The organism is Bacillus sp. FG16 (genome assembly GCF_057809515.1).
Window position 1 is genome coordinate 1 of record NZ_JBMDKC010000040.1, and the last position, 19,490, is coordinate 19,490.

Annotated in this window: 17 protein-coding genes; 9 read left to right on the forward strand and 8 right to left on the reverse strand. The window is 35.2% G+C overall.

The features are described 5' to 3' along the window. Positions 1-153: 153 nt before the first annotated feature. Together ACODS7_RS15930 and ACODS7_RS15935 are read left to right on the forward strand one after the other, a co-directional pair. Positions 154-1,074, forward strand: coding sequence for a thioester domain-containing protein (locus ACODS7_RS15930; RefSeq protein ID WP_029443556.1), 921 nt, complete (start codon positions 154-156; stop codon positions 1,072-1,074). A 572-nt stretch (positions 1,075-1,646) separates the two neighbouring features. After that, entirely contained in the window at positions 1,647-6,686 is a 5,040-nt protein-coding gene (locus ACODS7_RS15935; protein ID WP_243169253.1) for a putative mucin/carbohydrate-binding domain-containing protein, read from the forward strand. 44 nt (positions 6,687-6,730) lie between these two features. Here ACODS7_RS15935 and ACODS7_RS15940 read toward each other — a convergent pair whose 3' ends face one another. Next, positions 6,731-7,369: an NAD(P)-dependent oxidoreductase gene (locus ACODS7_RS15940; protein WP_000689910.1), complete on the reverse strand. Its 639-nt coding sequence runs from the start codon at positions 7,367-7,369 to the stop codon at positions 6,731-6,733. Between the two features lie 303 nt (positions 7,370-7,672). Between ACODS7_RS15940 and ACODS7_RS15945 the strand changes: the two genes are divergently transcribed. The 4 genes from ACODS7_RS15945 to ACODS7_RS15960 all read left to right on the forward strand — a co-directional run bounded on the left by ACODS7_RS15945 (position 7,673) and on the right by ACODS7_RS15960 (position 13,906). Further along, positions 7,673-9,103, forward strand: coding sequence for an alanine/glycine:cation symporter family protein (locus ACODS7_RS15945; protein ID WP_016079792.1), 1,431 nt, complete (start codon positions 7,673-7,675; stop codon positions 9,101-9,103). Positions 9,104-9,418: 315 nt separating this feature from the next. After that, entirely contained in the window at positions 9,419-10,861 is a 1,443-nt protein-coding gene (locus tag ACODS7_RS15950) for an alanine/glycine:cation symporter family protein (RefSeq protein WP_243169254.1), read from the forward strand. Positions 10,862-11,190: 329 nt separating this feature from the next. Next, the gene (locus ACODS7_RS15955) at positions 11,191-12,372 is read left to right on the forward strand and encodes a NupC/NupG family nucleoside CNT transporter (protein WP_000673845.1); all 1,182 of its coding nucleotides are present in this window, start codon (positions 11,191-11,193) and stop codon (positions 12,370-12,372) included. Between the two features lie 352 nt (positions 12,373-12,724). Then, the gene (locus tag ACODS7_RS15960) at positions 12,725-13,906 is read left to right on the forward strand and encodes a NupC/NupG family nucleoside CNT transporter (protein WP_000706853.1); all 1,182 of its coding nucleotides are present in this window, start codon (positions 12,725-12,727) and stop codon (positions 13,904-13,906) included. A 44-nt stretch (positions 13,907-13,950) separates the two neighbouring features. Here ACODS7_RS15960 and ACODS7_RS15965 read toward each other — a convergent pair whose 3' ends face one another. From ACODS7_RS15965 to ACODS7_RS15975, 3 genes are all read right to left on the reverse strand, one after another. Next, positions 13,951-15,120 carry a DUF418 domain-containing protein gene (locus ACODS7_RS15965; protein ID WP_243168262.1) on the reverse strand — a complete coding sequence of 390 codons (1,170 nt, stop codon included), beginning with the start codon at positions 15,118-15,120 and terminating at the stop codon, positions 13,951-13,953. A 150-nt stretch (positions 15,121-15,270) separates the two neighbouring features. Next, positions 15,271-15,777 (reverse strand): ferritin, encoded by a 507-nt coding sequence (locus ACODS7_RS15970; protein ID WP_029443553.1) that lies wholly within the window; start codon positions 15,775-15,777, stop codon positions 15,271-15,273. A 53-nt stretch (positions 15,778-15,830) separates the two neighbouring features. Further along, complete coding sequence (locus ACODS7_RS15975) at positions 15,831-16,154, reverse strand: MazG nucleotide pyrophosphohydrolase domain-containing protein (RefSeq protein WP_000355746.1); 324 nt, start codon at positions 16,152-16,154, stop codon at positions 15,831-15,833. Positions 16,155-16,227: 73 nt separating this feature from the next. Here ACODS7_RS15975 and ACODS7_RS15980 point away from each other — a divergent pair, with 73 nt between their 5' ends. The 3 genes from ACODS7_RS15980 to ACODS7_RS15990 all read left to right on the forward strand — a co-directional run bounded on the left by ACODS7_RS15980 (position 16,228) and on the right by ACODS7_RS15990 (position 18,110). Then, complete coding sequence (locus ACODS7_RS15980; protein WP_001225756.1) at positions 16,228-16,806, forward strand: LOG family protein; 579 nt, start codon at positions 16,228-16,230, stop codon at positions 16,804-16,806. 104 nt (positions 16,807-16,910) lie between these two features. Beyond that, positions 16,911-17,192 (forward strand): hypothetical protein, encoded by a 282-nt coding sequence (locus ACODS7_RS15985; protein ID WP_016079795.1) that lies wholly within the window; start codon positions 16,911-16,913, stop codon positions 17,190-17,192. A gap of 414 nt (positions 17,193-17,606) precedes the next feature. Then, on the forward strand, positions 17,607-18,110 hold the full coding sequence (locus ACODS7_RS15990; RefSeq protein ID WP_016079796.1) for a DinB family protein: 504 nt from the start codon (positions 17,607-17,609) through the stop codon (positions 18,108-18,110). 107 nt (positions 18,111-18,217) lie between these two features. Here ACODS7_RS15990 and ACODS7_RS15995 read toward each other — a convergent pair whose 3' ends face one another. The 4 genes from ACODS7_RS15995 to ACODS7_RS16010 all read right to left on the reverse strand — a co-directional run bounded on the left by ACODS7_RS15995 (position 18,218) and on the right by ACODS7_RS16010 (position 19,408). After that, a complete protein-coding gene (locus ACODS7_RS15995) occupies positions 18,218-18,415 on the reverse strand; it encodes a hypothetical protein (RefSeq protein WP_016079797.1) in 198 nt (65 codons plus the stop codon). A 176-nt stretch (positions 18,416-18,591) separates the two neighbouring features. Continuing rightward, positions 18,592-18,753 carry a hypothetical protein gene (locus tag ACODS7_RS16000; protein ID WP_243168261.1) on the reverse strand — a complete coding sequence of 54 codons (162 nt, stop codon included), beginning with the start codon at positions 18,751-18,753 and terminating at the stop codon, positions 18,592-18,594. A gap of 86 nt (positions 18,754-18,839) precedes the next feature. Continuing rightward, entirely contained in the window at positions 18,840-18,998 is a 159-nt protein-coding gene (locus ACODS7_RS16005) for an NADH dehydrogenase (RefSeq protein WP_080990856.1), read from the reverse strand. Then, positions 18,968-19,408 (reverse strand): Dps family protein, encoded by a 441-nt coding sequence (locus ACODS7_RS16010; protein ID WP_016079798.1) that lies wholly within the window; start codon positions 19,406-19,408, stop codon positions 18,968-18,970. The genes ACODS7_RS16005 and ACODS7_RS16010 overlap by 31 nt, the downstream gene beginning before the upstream one ends. Positions 19,409-19,490: the final 82 nt, after the last annotated feature.

Here is a 19,490-nt window from a genome sequence, read left to right on the forward strand (position 1 = left end):
AAAAAGAGGTTCAGACACAAAAACAGGCTGTAGAGAAGACTTTCTCCACAGCCTGGAAAAAAGAGTGCTTTTATGCACTCTTTTTTTGTGCATAAAAATATTTTCTAATTAAATACTACTTAGTATTAAGTTTGTTATTAAGGGGCTGTAAACATGAATATAAAGCAATCGTTCAAACTTGTAGCTATGTTTTTAAGTGTCTTATTTGTATTATTCCCACTTCAAAAAGCATTCGCAGAAGTTATGGACCATACAAAGTATGAAATGGATTGGAGTTATAGTAAGTCAAAGAAGAAACCAATTCGAACAGAACTTATTAAAACGGCAGATGGAAAAATTGCATTTTGCTTAAATGTAGATTTAAAATCTCCGAGTGGTCAAGATTTACCAGAAATGGGTAAAGTGGATATTAATGTGTACCGTGTACTGTTGAATGGATATCCACAAAAGAGCCCACAAGAATTAGGAGTATCTGATTGGAGAGAGGCGCATTACGCAACGCAGCTGGCAGTGTGGAATGCGTTAAAACAAATTGATGTTAATGATTTAGATTTCCGCAATAAAAATGTAGAGAAAGTAACGAAAGACATCGTTGCAAAAGCAAACGCTAGTGAAGAGTTACAAGAAATTACGATGAGTGTAACTCCTACAGAAGAACAAGAAGCAGTATTAAAAAATGATTTCTTTGAAACAGGTTTATATACAGTAGAAACAAATGCAAAAAGCGGAACATATAAAGTGCAAGCAACAGGTGCACCAGCGGGCGTGAAATTTGCAAATGAAAAAGGCGAAACAAAAACAGAATTTAATGTAGGAGAAAAGTTCCGCATTTTAATTCCGAAACAAACACCAGCTGGTGGATTTAGCTTTAAAGTATCAGGAAATTTAACGAAACTACAAGGGATTGCGCATAAAGGTACACCGACTATTCAAAATGCAGTAGTATTACTTGAGCGTAGTGAAGAAAAAACAAGTCCAGAGTTAGCGGTAAGTTGGAAAAAGGCTGAGGCTCCAAATAAACCAAATAAGCCATATACTCCAAATGAACCGCATAAACCGAATCAAAAGAGATAATGAGAAAGCATTGGCGTATGCCAATGCTTTTTGTATGTGAGGATTAAAATTATATTAAAAAAATAATAAAAGGGATAGAAATAGTGTTTTTACAGAGTAAATTATATTTGAAAATAATATAAATATAATAAAATCCTAACGTTACGATTAACAGATTAAATTCACAAAATTGTAATATTATTCTTGGGGGGAGGCTATTAAATGCAGGTAAAAGCGTGTAAAATTCATTTGGAAAAACTACCTATAGATGGTCATATATGAAGAAAATGTAAGGTTTTATTGCTATTTTTATTTTTAGATGTATAGATGACGAGACTGAAATATATCTTTTACTATTTTTCCTTTTATGTAAGAAGAGAACTCATCACAAGTAGAGAGAAGTGAGGGGGCGTAATACATAAAAAATTTTACAATATAAGAAAGCGAATATATTTAGAGAAATGCGGTAGTAATTGATATAGGTGCGAGAGGTATTAGTCTATTCATTAAATGTTTTTATAAAAATAATAGGATTTCTTATTAAATGAATATATAGGGTGGTTTGTCTAAAAAAAGGACAGGGGACACAGATTATGTCAAAGCAGAAAAAGAGTAGGGTATTGGTAGCTGGTATTTGTATATCTACATTATTATCACCAGTAGCTTTCGAAGCATCGAAAGGATATGCGGCGCCTTTGGAAGAGAATAAGGGCGGGCAGTTGGAAGAGAGTAAAGAGAATCGTTTGGAGCAGAGAACGTTTCATTTGCCTGGGAAAGGTAGTATTGAAGAAGAGCAAAAACGCTTGAAAGTACGTTATGTACTTTCAGCGAATGAACCAACTGGAATTTATGCTAGTCCAAATGAAGAAATTAAAATTGAAATAAAAGGAACGCAATCTATTAAAGCGTTCATAGGAACGAAGTCATACGATGAAAAAGGGTTTGAAGAATTTGAGTTAAAACCTGGTGAAAATAATATTTCATCTTCAAGAGGTGGAATACTGTATTTTTATAATATGAATAATGATGGCGAAGTAGCGGCTTCAGTTATTCATGGAGGAAGTCATTTTCCATTATTTATCTTAGGAAAACACACAAAAAAAGATTGGGATGCAATGTTAAAGAAGTATAAAAATCCTTATGCAGTTGAATTGAAGGGTGAGAGAAGTTTAATTACTGCAAGTCCTGAAGCAGTGGAAAACTATATGGGAGAGACGGATCCAGTAGAATTAATGAGGCTACATGATAAGATTATTCGCTTTGAAAATTCTGTAGCAGGATTATCTGAAGATGGTGTAGGGTTGTCAAAAGCTCCAAACCACTATATCCAATTTGTTGAAAAGAGAAAACCAGATAAAGATGATTGGATGTTTGCTACTCATTATCATACAGGGTATGTTCCAGAGACTATGGATAGGGTTTTAAATATAAAGAGATTACAAGGAGATGGCTGGGGACCGTGGCATGAAGTAGGGCATTTACATCAGCAAGCTCCTTGGTTTTGGTCAGGTGTAGGAGAAGTAACAGTAAATATATATTCATTATCGGTTCAAAGGATGTTAGGCAATAAATCAAGTCTAGAAGAAGATGGTCATTATAAAAAAGCTTTTGCCTACTTAGATAATCCTGATGCTCAAAAAAAGATGAAAGAATTTGAGAAACTAGTAATGTTTTGGCAACTTGATTTAGCTTATGGAGAGCATTTTTACCCTAATTTACATCAAATGTATCGCTTATTACCAGAATTTGAAATGCCTGCTTCAGATGAAGATAAAAAGCAAATGTTTATTTATATGGCATCGAAAGCGGCTGAACAAAACTTAGTGCCGTTTTTTGAGAAATGGGGATTAAGTCCAAATGATGAGGTTAGAGAAAAAATCGGAAATTTAAATTTGCCTAAATTAGAAAAAGAAATATGGAAAGCAACAGATAGTAATATTATTCGTGAAAAACAAGTGAAACCATATGGCGGGCTTCCTTATGGTGAAGCGTCTAATGTGGTACAAAATCTCATCGTTGGTGCGAATTTTAATGAAAATCTAGCGAATAGTCTTGTTCGAAATTTGGGTGAAAATGTAAAAGTAACAGGTAGAATTATGTGGCCGGATTTAGAGGTTGGAAAAAGAGCGGTATTAGTAGAAATTGAGGATGAGAAAGGACAGAGGAATTTCATTTCTGTTCCAGTTAACAGTCTTTATGGAGATACTATGGTATTTAAAGGTTACGGTGATGAGGTAAATTCTGTTATAACACTCCTTCATGATGAAAAGAAAATCAACGTTTCTTTCGTTGGTAATGAGTTCCATGAGCGCTTTAAAAATGAAAAGTATGTAGGGATTACCTTATATGATAAGGATGGAAATGAAAAGAAAAATATTTCTATAGAAGGGCAAGAAAATTCTAAAAAAGTTGCTTTGCAACTTGAAGGTGTTGAACTTCAATATGGCGATATTATGAAAGTATATCATGCAGAACCAAGTCGCTTCGATTGGTATCAAAGTAATAAACTTGTAGAGCAAGGTGGAGCTAAGAATAAAAAAGAAAAGTTCTTTAAGATTACTCCACAAGGATATGAACTAATAGACGGTATACAGGAAGTAGAAGCAGTACCACAAAAAGTGGTAATCGGGGCAGACGCTGAAAAATTAGAAGCGAAAAACTTTGTTCAAGTAAAAGGTGGAGAAGTAATTGGTTTTGTAGAAAAACCGAATACAATGAAAATCGGTGAACAAAAAGTAAAAGTGGAAACGAAAGATCGTTTTGGAAATAAGAAAGTGACGGAAGTTCCATTAGAAGTGACATATGGAGACAGTTTAGTATTTAAAGGGCTTAAATATAATACAGATATTAAATCAATTGTAACATTGCAACATAATGAGAAAAAATTTAGTGCGACAGCTGATTTAAATCCAGTGCACCACTATTTTAAAGAAGAGACGTATTTTGAATTTACATTACTAAATCAAAATGGGATTGAGAAAAAGAAAGCAACTGTAAAAGGTATTGAAAAGGCAAAAGAATTTGCGAATGCAATTAATGGGCTAGAATTCGAGTACGGTGATGTTGTTAAAGTATATCATGCAGAATCAGATCGCTTTAATTGGTATCAAAATAATGACTTTATCGGACAAGGTAAGGCGAAGGTAGAGAAAGAATTATTATTTAAAGTAACAGAAAAGGGCTTTGAGAGAATGGAAGCCCAGCAAGAAGTAACAGCAGTACCGCAAAAAGTAATAATCGGAACAGACGCTGAAAAATTAGAAGCGAAAGACTTTGTTCAGGTGAAAGATGGAGAAGTACTCGGATTTGTAGAAAAACCAGATACAACAAAAATCGGTGAACAAAAAGTAAAAGTAGAAACGAAAGATCGTTTTGGGAATAAGAAAGTGACGGAAGTACCTCTAACAGTAACGTATGGAGATAGCCTACTTGTATACGGACTAAGCTATGGCACTGACGATATGAAATCAATTATAACGTTACATCATGATACAAAGAAAATGAGTGCGACAGATACGAGTAATTTGATCCATGATTACTTTGGAGATGAGAAGTATTTTGAATTCACAATGTACAATAAAGAGGGAAAAGAGAAGAAAAATATAGAGGTAAAAGGTTTGGAGAATACAAAAGCTTTTGCCAAAGAAGTAAATGGATTAGCATTTGAGTATGGAGATGTGTTGAAAGTGTATCATGCAGAATCTTCTCGCTTACATTGGTATCAAAAAGGTGTATATGGGGGAGAAGGGAAAAATAAAGAGATAAAGGAACTGCTTTTCAAAATTACTGAAAACGGATTTGAAAGATTGGAATCTGAGCAAACAGTAACAGTAATTCCACAAAAAGTGACAATCGGAACTGATGTTGCAAAATTAGATGCAAAAAACTTTGTTCAAGTGAAAGATGGAGAAGTGGTTGGATTTGTAGAAAAACCGAATACAACAAAAATCGGTGAACAAAAAGTAAAAGTAGAAACGAAAGATCGTTTTGGGCACAAGAAAGTGACGGAAGTACCGTTAGAAGTCATTTACGGAGACAGCATTATGTTCTTCGGTACATGGGATGATGAAAGTAATATTAAGTCAGTTGTCACGTTAAAACATGAAGAAAAGAAATTCAGTACAACAGATTCAGAAAGTCCAATGCATACGTCATTTGCAGATGAGAAGTATATGGGGATGACTGTATACGATAAAGATGGAAAAGAGAAGAAAGCTCTATCAGTAAAAGCATCTGAGAATACAAAAGGATTTGCAGAACAATTCAACGGAATGGCGTTTGAATATGGGGATATGGTAAAGGTATACCAAAAAGAGTTTGATAGATTTAAAGTGTATAACAAGAATGAACTAGTGAATACAGAGTACGGTGTTCATGAAGTAATCTTTAAAGTGACAGAGCGTGGTTTCGAGAGAATGGAAGCGCAACAAGAAGTAACAGCAGCAGTACCGCAAAAAGTAGTAATCGGAACAGATGTCGAAAAATTAGAAGCGAAAAACTTTGTTCAAGTGAAGGATGGAGAAGTAGTTGGATTTGTAGAAAAACCGGATACAACAAAAATCGGTGAACAAAAAGTGAAAATAGAAACGAAAGATCGTTTTGGAAATAAGAAAGTGACGGAAGTGCCATTGGAAGTCATCTATGGCGATAGCTTAGTCTTCCAAGGTGATGGTAATAATACGCGTTCTATCGTAACTGCGGATCATAATGCGAAAAAGCTACAGGCAACATTTACGGATGCTAAAGTTCATTATCGTTTTGAGAATGAAAAATATATGGGAATCACGCTATATGATCAAAATGGAAATGAAAAGAAGGTTGCTTCGGCAGAAGGGCAAGAGAGTTCGAAAAACTTTGCAGAACAGTTAAATGGTGTAGAATTCGCTTATGGTGATGTTATTAAGGTATATCATGCAGAATCAGATCGATTGAAGTGGTATCAAAAAAATGAGTTTGTAAGTAACGGTAAAGGGAAACGAGAGTTGTACTTTAAATTAACGGAAAAAGGTTTCGAGAGAGTGGAAGCGCAGCAAGAAGTAACAGCAGTCCCACAAAAAGTAGTAATCGGAACGGACGCTGAAAAATTAGAAGCGAAAAACTTTGTTCAGGTGAAAGATGGAGAAGTACTCGGATTTGTAGAAAAGCCGGATACAACAAAGATTGGCGAACAAAAAGTGAAAGTAGAAACGAAAGATCGCTTTGGGAATAAGAAAGTGACAGAAGTATCTGTGGAAGTTACATATGGAGATAGCATAGTATATCAAGGTGTGTCTAATGTAACACGTTCAATTATTACGTTAAACTACGCTGAAAAGAAATTACATGCAACATTTACAAATGATGAGATTCATTATCGCTTTGTAAATGAACAGTATATAGGCCTTACGATTTATGATCAAAATGGAAATGAGAAAAAGCATGTAACGGCAGAAGGACAAGAGACTTCAAAGAATTTCGCTGAGCAAGTAAATGGAACGGCATTTGAGTATGGAGACGTGTTGAAAGTATACCATGCGGAACCGAGTCGTTTGAATTGGTACAAAAAGAATGAGTTAGTTAAAAAAGAGGATGCGATGAAGGGGCAAGAAATATTCTTTAAGATTACTCAAAATGGATTAGAGCAAGTGCAATAATAAGAAAAAGCTCGTAAAACATAATGTTTTACGAGCTTTTTCTATTATTCAGCTTCAGAAACTACTGTGAAGCGTTCGTTTACGTGTTTTGGGTTTTCAATTTCATCAAGTGCTGCAACTGCGAAGTCTTCGTAACTTACGTAGCTATCACCTTTTGAGTTAACAAGAAGATTGTCTTTGCCAGCTTTGTAAGAACCAGTGCGTTTTCCTAATGCAAATAGTGCAGAAGGGCTGATGAATGTCCAAGTGATATCATTTGTTTGTTGCAAGATTTCTAAGTTTTTACCTTGGTTTTGAGCTGTTGCAAGGTATTCGCCCGGGAAACCTGGTGTATCAAATACACGTGTTGTTTTTTCTTCGTCTACAAATAAGCTTCCTGCTCCGCCAACTACAAGTAATTTTGTATTTGGTGCACCTTTCACAGCTTCAATAAGTACGTTTCCTGCATCTACGTGAAGGTGTTCTTGTCCTGCTGGAGCACCGAATGCATTTACAACTACATCGAATGCTTGTAGATCGTTAGATGTAAGAGAAAATACATCTTTCTCTAAAACTTTTACGTTTTCTTCTGTAATTTTTGCAGCATTTCTTACGATTGCAGTTACTTCATGTCCGCGATCTAATGCCTCTTTTAAAATACGACTTCCAGCTTTACCAGTTGCTCCGATAATTCCAATTTTCATAATAAATCCCTCCAAAGTGTTTTGTTAAAGTGTATATCTGAAAATGAATGAATGTATTGTAATTAGGTTTGTTACAACCCGTTGTAACCATTATAGTTACAGTTATGTATTTTTGTCAATGGTGTTGTTTATGAAATTATTTTTTGTTTAGTATGCACAGCTTGTGAAAGTAAAATCACAAAAGAACAATGCATCCATTGGAAGGGACCTAATATTTGGAAGTCGCAAGATGTCGAAAAATGTTGATTTTTGAATATTTTTTGAATATAATTCGATTTATGGAGAAAAGGAGGGGTTAATTGTATGAATATTTTGGAACAATTCGTTTCGTCGACGAATACGATTCTTTGGTCATATATTCTTATTGCAATGTTAATTGGTTTAGGGCTTTATTTTTCTATTAAATTAAAATTCGTACAACTTACTCATTTAGGGGAAATGATTCGTTTAATGAGTGATGGACTAACTGGCAAGACACGTAAAAAGGGCAGCGTATCATCGTTCCAAGCGTTCTGTATGAGTTCTGCAGCTCGTATTGGTATCGGGAACTTAGCTGGTGTAGCGTTAGCTATTTCTATGGGAGGACCCGGAGCTGTATTTTGGATGTGGGTTATTGCGATTATCGGTGCGTCTTCAAGTTTCGTAGAAAGTACGCTTGCACAAATTTATAAAATAAAAGATGGCAGTGGCTTCCGTGGTGGTCCTGCTTACTATATGGAAAAAGGTTTAAATAAACGTTGGATGGGGATTTGGTTCTCTATTCTGATTACAATTAGTTACGGTTTAATTTTCAACTCAGTACAAGCAAATACAGTAACATTAGCGTTTGAAAATGCATTTGGCTTAGAGCGTTATATTGTTGGTATTGTATTAGCTGCATTAGTTGGGGTTATTATTTTTGGTGGTGTAAAAAGTATTGCACGTATGTCGGAAATGATTGTTCCGCCAATGGCGCTTATTTATATTGCGGTAGCTATTTTTGTTGTCATTAAAAACTTCTATTTAATACCAGATGTGTTTACGGAAATCTTTAAAGGTGCATTCGGATTAGATTCAGCTGTAGGTGGCGGTATCGGTGCTGCGATGAAATATGGTATTCAGCGCGGATTATTTGCGAACGAAGCAGGTATGGGTAGTGCGCCGAACGCGGCAGCAACAGCTGATGTAACGCATCCAGCGAAACAAGGTTTTATTCAAACAATTGGAGTATTAGTAGATACATTCTTAGTATGTACATCAACAGCATTTATCGTACTATGTTCTGGTGCATATAAAGCAACGAATTTAGAAGGTATTGAATTAACACAAAATGCATTAAGTTCACAAATTGGCCCATGGGCGAGCAGTTTCTTAGCGATTATTATTTTCTTATTTGCATTTAGTTCACTTCTAGGAAACTACTATTATGGTGAAACAAATATTGAATTCATTAAGCAAAGCAAAACGTGGTTAACGATTTACCGTATTGCGGTAGTTGGAATGGTATTATTCGGTTCTGTTGCGACGCTTCAAGTTGTATGGAATATGGCAGACTTATTTATGGGTCTAATGGTAATCACGAACTTAATTGCGATTACACTTCTTGGTCGATTTGCGTATGCTGCATTGGCAGACTATGTAAGGCAAAAGAAACAAGGGAAAGATCCAGTCTTCAGTGCAGATTCTATTCCTGGTTTAACGAATACAGAGTGTTGGGATAAGTCAGCGGTAACAGATAAAGAAAAAGCAGTGTAATTGAAAAGGTGAGCATCGAGGTAAATTCGATGCTCGCCTTTTTTGTTGTAGTAAATGATGAAAAGGATGAGAGGTAATTATTAATATAACGTTTTTGTTTATTTCTCTCTCGTTATTTGTAGGGAACGTACTGTTTTAAAAGTATGACTGGTCGAAGAGGATAAATGCATGTAATGGCTAGATTTTTATGTAAAAAAACACGTATGTTAATATAAGTGACATACTCATGTCACGAAACCTAACATAAAGTTCTTGATTACTTAAAGTTTTTAGAATATAATTTTCTTATTGTTAGGAAGAGGGGGCAATGCAAATATGGATTTTTTAACTAAGGTAATTGGGGATGTAAATAATGTCCTTTGGTCATATGTCATTATTGCGATGTTAATTGGGTTAGGACTCTATTTTTCATTTCGTGTGAAATTTGTCCAAGTTCGTTACTTCGGTGAAATGATTCGTTTGCTTGGGGATGGGGCAAGCTCGAAAACGAGAAAAGCGCAAAAAGAGAAGAGCGGTGTATCATCATTCCAAGCGTTTTGTATGAGTACAGCTTCTCGTGTAGGTACTGGTAACTTAGCTGGTGTAGCTATTGCGATCTCAGCAGGTGGTCCAGGAGCAGTATTTTGGATGTGGTTAATCGCGGTAATTGGGGGTGCTTCTGCATTTGTAGAGAGCACATTAGCGCAAATTTATAAAGTAAAAGATGGGAATGCATTCCGTGGGGGCCCAGCATATTATATGGAAAAGGGTTTAAAGAAACGCTGGTTAGGTGTTGTGTTCTCTGTTCTAATAACAGTAAGTTTCGGATTGATTTTTAACGCTGTACAGTCTAATACTGTAGCAGCTGCCTTTGATGGTGCATTTAAAACAGATAGCAGATTAGTAGGTCTTGTTATGGCTGGTTTACTTGCAATTATTATTTTCGGCGGAGTAAAACGAATTGCTCGCGCGGTTGAAATGATTGTTCCAGTAATGGCAATTATTTATGTAACAGTGGCATTATTCGTTGTTGTAACAAACATTACGGCAATTCCATATGTATTTAAAGAAATTTTCTTACATGCTTTCGGAATTAAAGAAGTAGTAGGCGGAGGATTAGGAGCTGCGATTTTATTAGGGGTAAAACGTGGATTATTCTCAAATGAAGCAGGTATGGGTAGTGCGCCAAACGCAGCAGCGACTGCGAACGTAACGCACCCAGTTAAACAAGGTTTCATTCAAACTTTAGGGGTATTTACAGATACATTATTAATTTGTAGTTGTACAGCATTTATCATTCTTTTATCAGACGTGCATAATGCAGCTGATTTAAATGGAATTCAATTAACGCAGCAGGCGTTAAGTCAACATATCGGTCCATGGGCTTCTATATTTGTGGCAGTGGCAATCTTCTTGTTTGCATTCAGTTCATTAGTAGGTAACTACTACTATGGTGAAACAAATATTGAGTTCTTAAATGGAAGTAAAGTGTTATTAAATGCATACCGCATTGCTGTACTTGGTATGGTTATGCTAGGGTCTGTAGCGACAATTCAAATCGTTTGGGATTTAGCAGATTTATTTATGGGAATTATGGCTGTTATTAACTTAGTAGCAATTGTATTCCTTTCTAAGTACGCTTTCGCAGCGTTATCAGATTATATTAAGCAAAAGAAACAAGGGAAAGATCCAGTCTTTTATGCGGAGTCTATTCCAGGTTTGAACAATACAGAGTGTTGGGATAAGCCAGCGGTAGCTGATAAAGAAAAAGCGGTATAATGAGGTGAGCATCAAGTGAAACTTGATGCTCATTTTTTGTTGGTTCAGCTATTTGTGTGAAGTGAAACTTCTGCTCATTAAAGTTTCGCTTTATAATGAAAAAGACGAACATTCATGAATGTTTCATAATAAAATGTATTTTTTTAAGAAAAGTGCGGATATGAGTTGTGATTTATGTTAGAATGGAAAATGCCTTTGAAATAAGAGGTTTTATGATCTTTCCTATCCGATTGAAGATTTTGGAGGAGAAATGGAAAGTTCGGATTATTTCTTGTTTTGAATGGTCAGACGTTCAACGTTAATGAAGAGTTAAATGGAGGATTTTATTAATGAAGTTTGTTATGTTCCTTGTAGGATTACTCGTTGTATTTGTACTCGGTTTTCTTATAAGTGCCGATCGAAAGAAGATTAAGTATAAACCAATCGCAATTATGCTTATTATTCAGCTAGTATTATCTTATTTCTTATTAAATACACAAGTTGGTTATATTTTAGTAAAAGGAATTTCAGATGGATTTGGCGCACTTCTTGGATATGCGGAAGCTGGAATCGTTTTCGTATTTGGTGGTCTTGTTAATAAAGGAGAGGTTTCATTCTTCTTAACAGCGTTATTACCAATCGTATTCTTTGCGGTTTTAATCGGAATTCTGCAACACTTTAAAATTTTACCGATATTTATTCGTGCTATTGGTACGTTGTTAAGTAAAGTAAATGGTCTAGGAAAACTAGAATCATATAACGCAGTAGCAGCTGCCATTGTTGGACAAGCAGAAGTATTTATTACAGTAAAAGATCAATTAAGTAAAATCCCAAAACATCGTTTATATACATTATGTGCATCTTCTATGTCGACAGTGTCGATGTCAATTGTTGGTTCTTATATGAAAATGATTGAACCGAAATATGTAGTAACAGCACTTGTATTAAATTTATTTAGTGGTTTCATTATCATTCATATTATTAACCCGTACGATATTACAGAAGAAGAAGATACACTGAAATTAGAAAATAAGAAAAAACAATCATTCTTTGAAATGCTAAGCGAGTACATTATGCTTGGTTTCACAATCGCGATTACAGTAGCAGCTATGTTACTTGGTTTCGTAGCATTAATTACAGCAATCAATAGCTTGTTTGATTCAATGTTCGGTATTACATTCCAAGCTATTTTAGGATATATTTTCTCACCATTAGCATTCGTAATGGGTATCCCGCAAGCGGAGATGGTAACAGCGGGACAAATTATGGCAACAAAATTAGTATCAAACGAGTTTGTTGCGATGCTTGATCTTGGAAAAGTAGCTGGTGATTTATCGGCTCGTACAGTTGGTATTCTTTCTGTATTCCTTGTATCATTTGCGAACTTCTCATCTATCGGAATTATCGCAGGTGCAACGAAAGGTATCGATGAAAATCAATCAAATGTTGTATCATCATTCGGTCTACGCCTTGTGTACGGTGCGACATTAGTAAGTATTCTATCAGCAATTATCGTTGGTGTTATGTTATAAAAAAGGATGGCTCTAGCTCATAGCTAGGGCTATTTTTTTATGGTAAATTTGCATGAAAAAACCAATTAATTAGGAATATATTAACATATAAAAATCTTTTAAAATTTATATTGCATTTCACCTAGATAACGCTTACAATTTGATTTGTAGGTGGTATCAATTTCAGACTTTCAAGTATGGTAGGAGAGAAGAAGCTACCTTTTATAAATTGCAATTTATGTAAACGCTTACTGATTTTAGATGACAGTTGAATAGTTTTAGGGGTTTTAAATTTTTTTAACAACAATGGTCAGACGTCATTCGTTATACGTTATACGACCAACAATTCGTGGGAGAAGTGGGGGATTCACATATGAAAATAGTAATGTTTCTAGTCGGTTTACTTGTAGTGTTTGTACTAGGTTTCCTTATCAGTTCAGATCGTAAGAAGATTAAATATAAACCAATTGCACTTATGCTTGTCATTCAATTGGTACTTGCGTATTTCTTACTAAATACAAAGGTCGGATTTGTATTAGTAAAAGGAATCGCAGATGGATTTGGTTCTATTTTAAAATTTGCGGAAGCTGGGGTTAATTTCGTATTTGGTGGTCTAGCAAACGATGGACAAGCACCATTCTTCTTAACAGTATTATTACCGATTATTTTCTTAGCAGTATTAATCGGGATCCTGCAACATATTAAAGTTTTACCGATTATCATTCGTGCAGTCGGTTTCCTATTAAGTAAAGTTAACGGTTTAGGAAAACTAGAATCATATAATGCGGTAGCAGCTGCAATCGTTGGTCAAGGGGAAGTATTCATTACAGTAAAAGATCAACTAAGCAAATTACCGAAAAATCGTTTATACACACTTTGTGCATCTTCAATGTCTACAGTATCGATGTCAATCGTCGGTTCTTATATGAAAATGATTGATCCAAAATATGTAGTAACAGCACTTGTATTAAACTTATTCAGTGGATTCATTATCGTTCATATCATTAATCCATATGAAGTAAAAGAAGAAGACGATATTTTAGAATTACAAGAAGACAAGAAACAAACATTCTTTGAAATGTTAGGCGAATATATTATGCTTGGTTTCTCTATCGCTGTAACAGTAGCGGCGATGTTAATCGGTTTCGTAGCATTAATTACAGCAATTAATGGTGTATTCGATTCAATTTTCGGAATCACATTCCAAAGCATTTTAGGATATATCTTCTCACCATTAGCATTCGTAATGGGTATTCCAACATCAGAGATGTTACAAGCAGGACAAATTATGGCAACAAAATTAGTAACGAACGAATTCGTTGCAATGCTTGACCTTGGAAAAGTAGCTGGCGATTTATCAGCTCGTACAGTAGGTATTTTATCTATCTTCCTTGTATCATTTGCGAACTTCTCATCTATCGGAATTATCGCAGGTGCAACGAAGAGTATTGATGGCAAACAAGCAAACGTTGTCTCATCATTCGGTTTAAAACTTGTATACGGTGCAACGTTAGTAAGTATATTATCAGCGATTATCGTTGGGGTTATGCTTTAATAAATTAAGAAAAGCAATGAGCGTAGGCTCATTGCTTTTTTTGTTTAACTTGCTTTATCCAAGTTTCTTTTAAAACGTGGTTTCTCTAAATAAGTTCCCAGTCTCCACACATATTCCACTGGCCCCATTCGGTATTTCTGGAGCCAATAGGTGCTAACGAATAATTGAATTGTATAAATTCCGATGGTTAAAAGAATACCGAAGAAATATCCGATTTTCCCGTATAAGCCAAATCCATATGCGTAAAAAATGGTTGTTGCGATAATAGATTGTGCTAAGTAATTACTAACGGACATTTTCCCCGTGTTCGCCATGTATGTTAGTAGACGGGTTGCTTTTTTGTAATGGAATAATAAAATGATTGTGCTTCCGTAAAAGAAGGTCATAGTTACTGGTGTAAGGCCATCTTGTAACATAATTAAAAGCGGGTGCTTTACGAACATAGCTAAGATTTTAATTGTAAAAGAGAAGAGACCGGTGGCAAACCATATTTTTTTGACAGCAGGTATATGTTTACTGACCTCAAATAGCCAGCCTTTTTTCCCTACATACATTCCGAGTAGGAACAGTGGAGACATAAAAATTATTGCGAAAACTGATATAAAAAATAATCCGAATGCACCGTCAATTCCCATGTAATCAAAAGGATTTTCAGTCAATCTAAAGTTGACGTGATCCATATAGCTTCCAGTTTGATGGACTTTATGTTCTTTTTCAGTATAAGGTGCGAAATCATTTATATTTGTAGATGGATCAGTTTGATAAGACATAAGTGTAATAAGTGCGAGTAGAATAATCGCCCAAATGAGCAAAGTTTTCGGTTTTCGATTGATGAATATCATTAAAAAAATCCCGATTATTCCGTATGCAAATAAAATATCTCCCTCCCAAACAAAAGTGCCATGAATGTAGCCGAGTAGTAAAAGAATGATAATACGTCTTATGTATGTGGGGAAGAATTTTTTTCCTTTTGCGATAATACTTTTTTGTAACAAAATAATGCTAAGTCCAAATAGAAAAGAAAATAGGGATATAAAGTTATGTGTGCCGAAAAATTGAATAAACCAATTAGCACCTTTATCAAGATCGCCAAATAGATAAGTGGGTTTTTCACTGGTGAAGAACCCAAATTGAATTAATGTCATATTGACTAGTAAAATGCCAAACAAAGCGAAACCACGAATTGCATCAACAGATTCTACACGTTGATTCATTTTTCCTCTCCTCGTATATTCGTTTTTATATTGAAAATAATACCATTTTATATCTGGCACTATGTCAAATATGAGGAAATTTAAGGTGATTTTAAGATAGAGAGCAAACAAAAAAATCACCTTAATACATGTATTAAGGTGATTGAAATATTACTCAGTTGGAGGCGTAAATGTACGTTTCTCTAATTCAGCATCTAGCATAAACAGTGCGTTTGAATCGCTTGTAATACGTTTTAGTTTTTGGATGATGCTATCGAATGAAGCTTCTTCTTCTACTTGTTCGTCAACGAACCATTTTAAAAATGTAATTGTTGCATGTTCACGCTCATCCCAAGCGATATCAGATAAGTTGTAAATACGTTTCGTTACTTCACGCTCGTGCTCAAGTGCGACTTCAAAAGCGTTTAATACAGATTCGTATTCGTTATTCGGATTATCAAATCCAGTAATAATAGCGCGCTCTCCGCGGTCATTAATATAGTTGTAAAGCTTCATTGCGTGGAAACGTTCTTCTTCAGCTTGTACAAGGAAAAAGTTAGCGAATCCATCATAGCTCTCAGCTGTACAGTAAGCAGCCATTGCCATATAAGCATGGGCAGAGTAAAATTCAAAGTTCATTTGTTCATTTAATGCGTCGTGCAATTTTTTTGATAACATAAAATCCCCCTTAGTATTGTGACAATAATATTATACCATAATTGATAATATTCTCATTTAGATGCTTCGAATCTTTTCGAAAGCTTTGTGACGTGTGCGTCCATAATGTCTTGTAAATCTAAATCATATTTTTGCGAAAGAATAATAAGGTTAGATAGTACATCGCCAAGTTCTTCTTTTAGTTCTTGTTTTAGCTCTTCTTCTGTTTTCGCATCTTCATCAGGGCGATCGCGGCCGATTTCAATAGCGCGAACGACTCGTGAAACTTCCCCAACTTCCTCAGTTAAGAAATTTAAGCGAATAAAGGCATTATACTGTGACCAGCTTCGTTTTTCGTAAAATTCCTCAACCCATCTTTGGAATGCAACGATATCCATTTCTTCCTCATCTCCTCAATATGTTGTACAATGTCAATTGTATCATAACAATATATAGTTTCGGGGTGTAGGAATGAGAAAGATTTGTGTGTTTGCAGGTTCTAATTTAGGGGAGAGACCAGAGTTTAAAGAGCAGGCAATTCAGTTAGGTAAAATGTTTGTTGAGAACGAGTATGAGCTCGTATACGGTGGTTCATGCGTTGGATTAATGGGAGAAGTAGCAAACGAAGTTCTTCGTTTAGGTGGACGTGTAACAGGTGTTATGCCACGCGGTCTATTTCGAGGAGAAATTGTACATACAGGATTAACAGAATTAATTGAAGTAGAAACAATGCACGAACGTAAAGCGAAAATGGCAGAGCTTGCAGATGCTTTTATTGCGCTTCCAGGCGGATACGGAACGTTTGAAGAACTATTTGAAGTTGTATGTTGGTCACAAATTGGTATACACAATAAGCCAGTTGGTTTATTAAACATAAAAGGTTTTTATGGACCAATTCTGCAAATGGTTGAACGTGCAGCAGAAGAAGGATTTATGAATCCATCAAATAAAGAATTGATCGTTTCAGCTGAGACGGCAGATAAACTAATTCATGCAATCCAAAATTATGAGCGTCCTGTTTTGGGAACGAAGTGGAAGCAACTATCATAGCAAATACGGAAACACATGTCGTTTTAATTGAAAAAGGCATGTGTTTTTAATTTGGTTAAATATGTTAATGTTTAGATGTAATGTTTTTGGGAAAGGAGAAATAGATGGAGGAGTTTGTGTATTTACGTCCGGTTTTTAAAAGTATTTTAGCAGCGTCTATTCTTGTTATGCTAATTGTTTCAACACAGAAGAAAGAGCTAATTAATGAATTTTCGCTTTGGTTTATTTCGATATTGTGTATCGGTGTTTCGGCGATAACGCTCTTTATGATTGGTTTTATCGTTGATGAGTATAATCTAGGTGGAGATCCACAATCGTTTTGTATGTTTATTGCGATTGGTTGTATTAGTGGTCTGAATTTCATTATTTATTACAGAAGGCAATAAAAGAGGCATTCCATATTACTTTGGAATGCCTTTATCATTTTGATTGCTTTGTTTTTTATAGATGTCTTTGGAAACACATGTAAGTTTATTTTAAAAAAGCATGTGTTTTTAATTTGGTTCAATATATTGATAATGAGATGTGGAAGCGTTTGAAGAGGGGAAGTAGATGGAGAGATGTTTTGATGAATTAAAAAAGAACATCTGAATAAAGGGTGAGTAAGGAATTATTGAGTGATATATAATTGTTCCGTTAAAGGGTCAGATTTTGGAAGATACCGAATGTTTTTATGAAGTTAGTAGAGGTTTTTTTAATCGAAATCAGAATAAATTTTATAGATGTAATCCTTTGGAAATTTTTAATCAGCTATGTATCATAATCTAATCATTAAAGTGAAAATTGGAGGAGAGATGAGCATGGGGCGTTCTGTATTAAAAATGTATAATTACCACTTATGGGCAAATGAAGTTATTTTAAATCGCTTAAAAGAACTACCGCAAGACATTTTCCATAAGGAAGTTAAGAGTGGTTTTTCTTCGGTGGCAAAAGTAATGTCTCACATATACCTCACAGATTTAGCCTGGTTTGAGATTATTTCTGGTAAAAGCATGAGTGATGCAATGGTACACACAGACCAATTGAGAGAGCAGCTGGAAACAAAAAATATTGAGGAAATGAAAACTAGTTTTTATGAATTATCTAAACGATATAAAGTACTTTTAAGTAGTCAACAAGATTATGAAAAAGTGGTTGAGGTTGATAATCCATATGCTGGGCACCTAGATACGACGGTTTCTGAAACAATACTACACGTGGTCACCCACGGAGCATATCACCGTGGGAATATAGCCACAATGTTGCGGCAAATGGGTTATACCTCTGTTATGCAAGATTTTGGACTGTTTCTATATTCAAAATGAATTCTTTTTATTTACCATAGAATATGGGTTTTTATGATATTTTTTGGGGACTACTTTTATTATTGGTTTAAGTTTAATTATGTAATATAGAATAAAGGCATTCCATATTATTTCGGAATGCCTTTATTGTTATTTTTATTTTGTTTTTTATACAGGTACCAGCCACCCCATCCGCCACCAATTGCTACGACAACGAGGAAAGCATAGTCTTTAACCTCGACACGTATATTGAAAATATTAGCTATAAGTAAGAGAACCCCAACTGTTATCAACGCAAAAAATGCTCTAATTAAGTAGTCTTTCAACTGAACCACTCCCGTCATTTAAGTAGTAAATGATGAATTTGGAAAAGCTTTTTGGATCTATGATACTAAAGGGTGTTTCCTATATTTTAACATAGATGAGATTGTAATATATTGATAAAAGTAGGGGAGAGGGGCGCTGATATTGTCGTGATTTGTCGGCAAATTGATATCCTTTGTCAAATCGTTGATATATTGCGAGTTATGATCGATATATTTGAAAAATCGTTGATATAATTTCGTGTACCGTTAAGTGCGACCATTACATAAAAAAGCGACTCTAAACGAGCCGCTTCTGCTTTTAATGATATCCAGCTCCAGTGACTAGAACAGTCGGTCATTTCGCGCCTTCCTGTGAGGCAAAAAACGCCTCTTCGTCAGGAGCTCCAATGCCCTCCTGTTCTGAGCAAGTCACCTCCGCTTTAAATTAATATCCAGCTCCAGCGGCTAGAACAGTCGGTTGTTTCACTCCTTCATTCGAGGCAAAAAGCGCCTCGTAATCAGGAGTTCCAACACCCTCCTGTTCTGAACGAGCCGCTTCCGCTTTAAAGTCTATTATTGATTCAAGAACGCACGTAGCATCCAAGCGTGTTTTTCTAGTTCTGTGTAGATACCTAGTAGTAGGTCAGATGTCATTTCGTCGTCAGAGTCTTGAGCGATTTCCATGCCTTTTTTCAGTTCGACTAGCATCATTTCGTAGTCTTTCATGATTGCTTCGACCATCCCTTCTGCAGTTTCTCCGTATGCAGCTTCTTGAATAGAAGATAGTTCTAAGTATTCTTTCATTGTTGCTACTGGTTTGCCACCAATTGCTAAAATACGTTCTGCAATTTCATCGATGTGAGTAGCTGATTCTGTGTAAAGTTCTTCGAATTTCTCGTGTAATGTGAAGAATTGAGGTCCTTTTACGTACCAATGGAAGTTGTGAAGTTTTGTGAATAAAACGCTCCAGTTTGCTACTTGTTTGTTTAATACTTCGATTACTTGTTTGTTCATTATGATCAATCTCCTTTTGAGTTGTTATGTGATATCAATTACTAATTTATAATTATTATAATCTAGTAATCTCTATAAATCA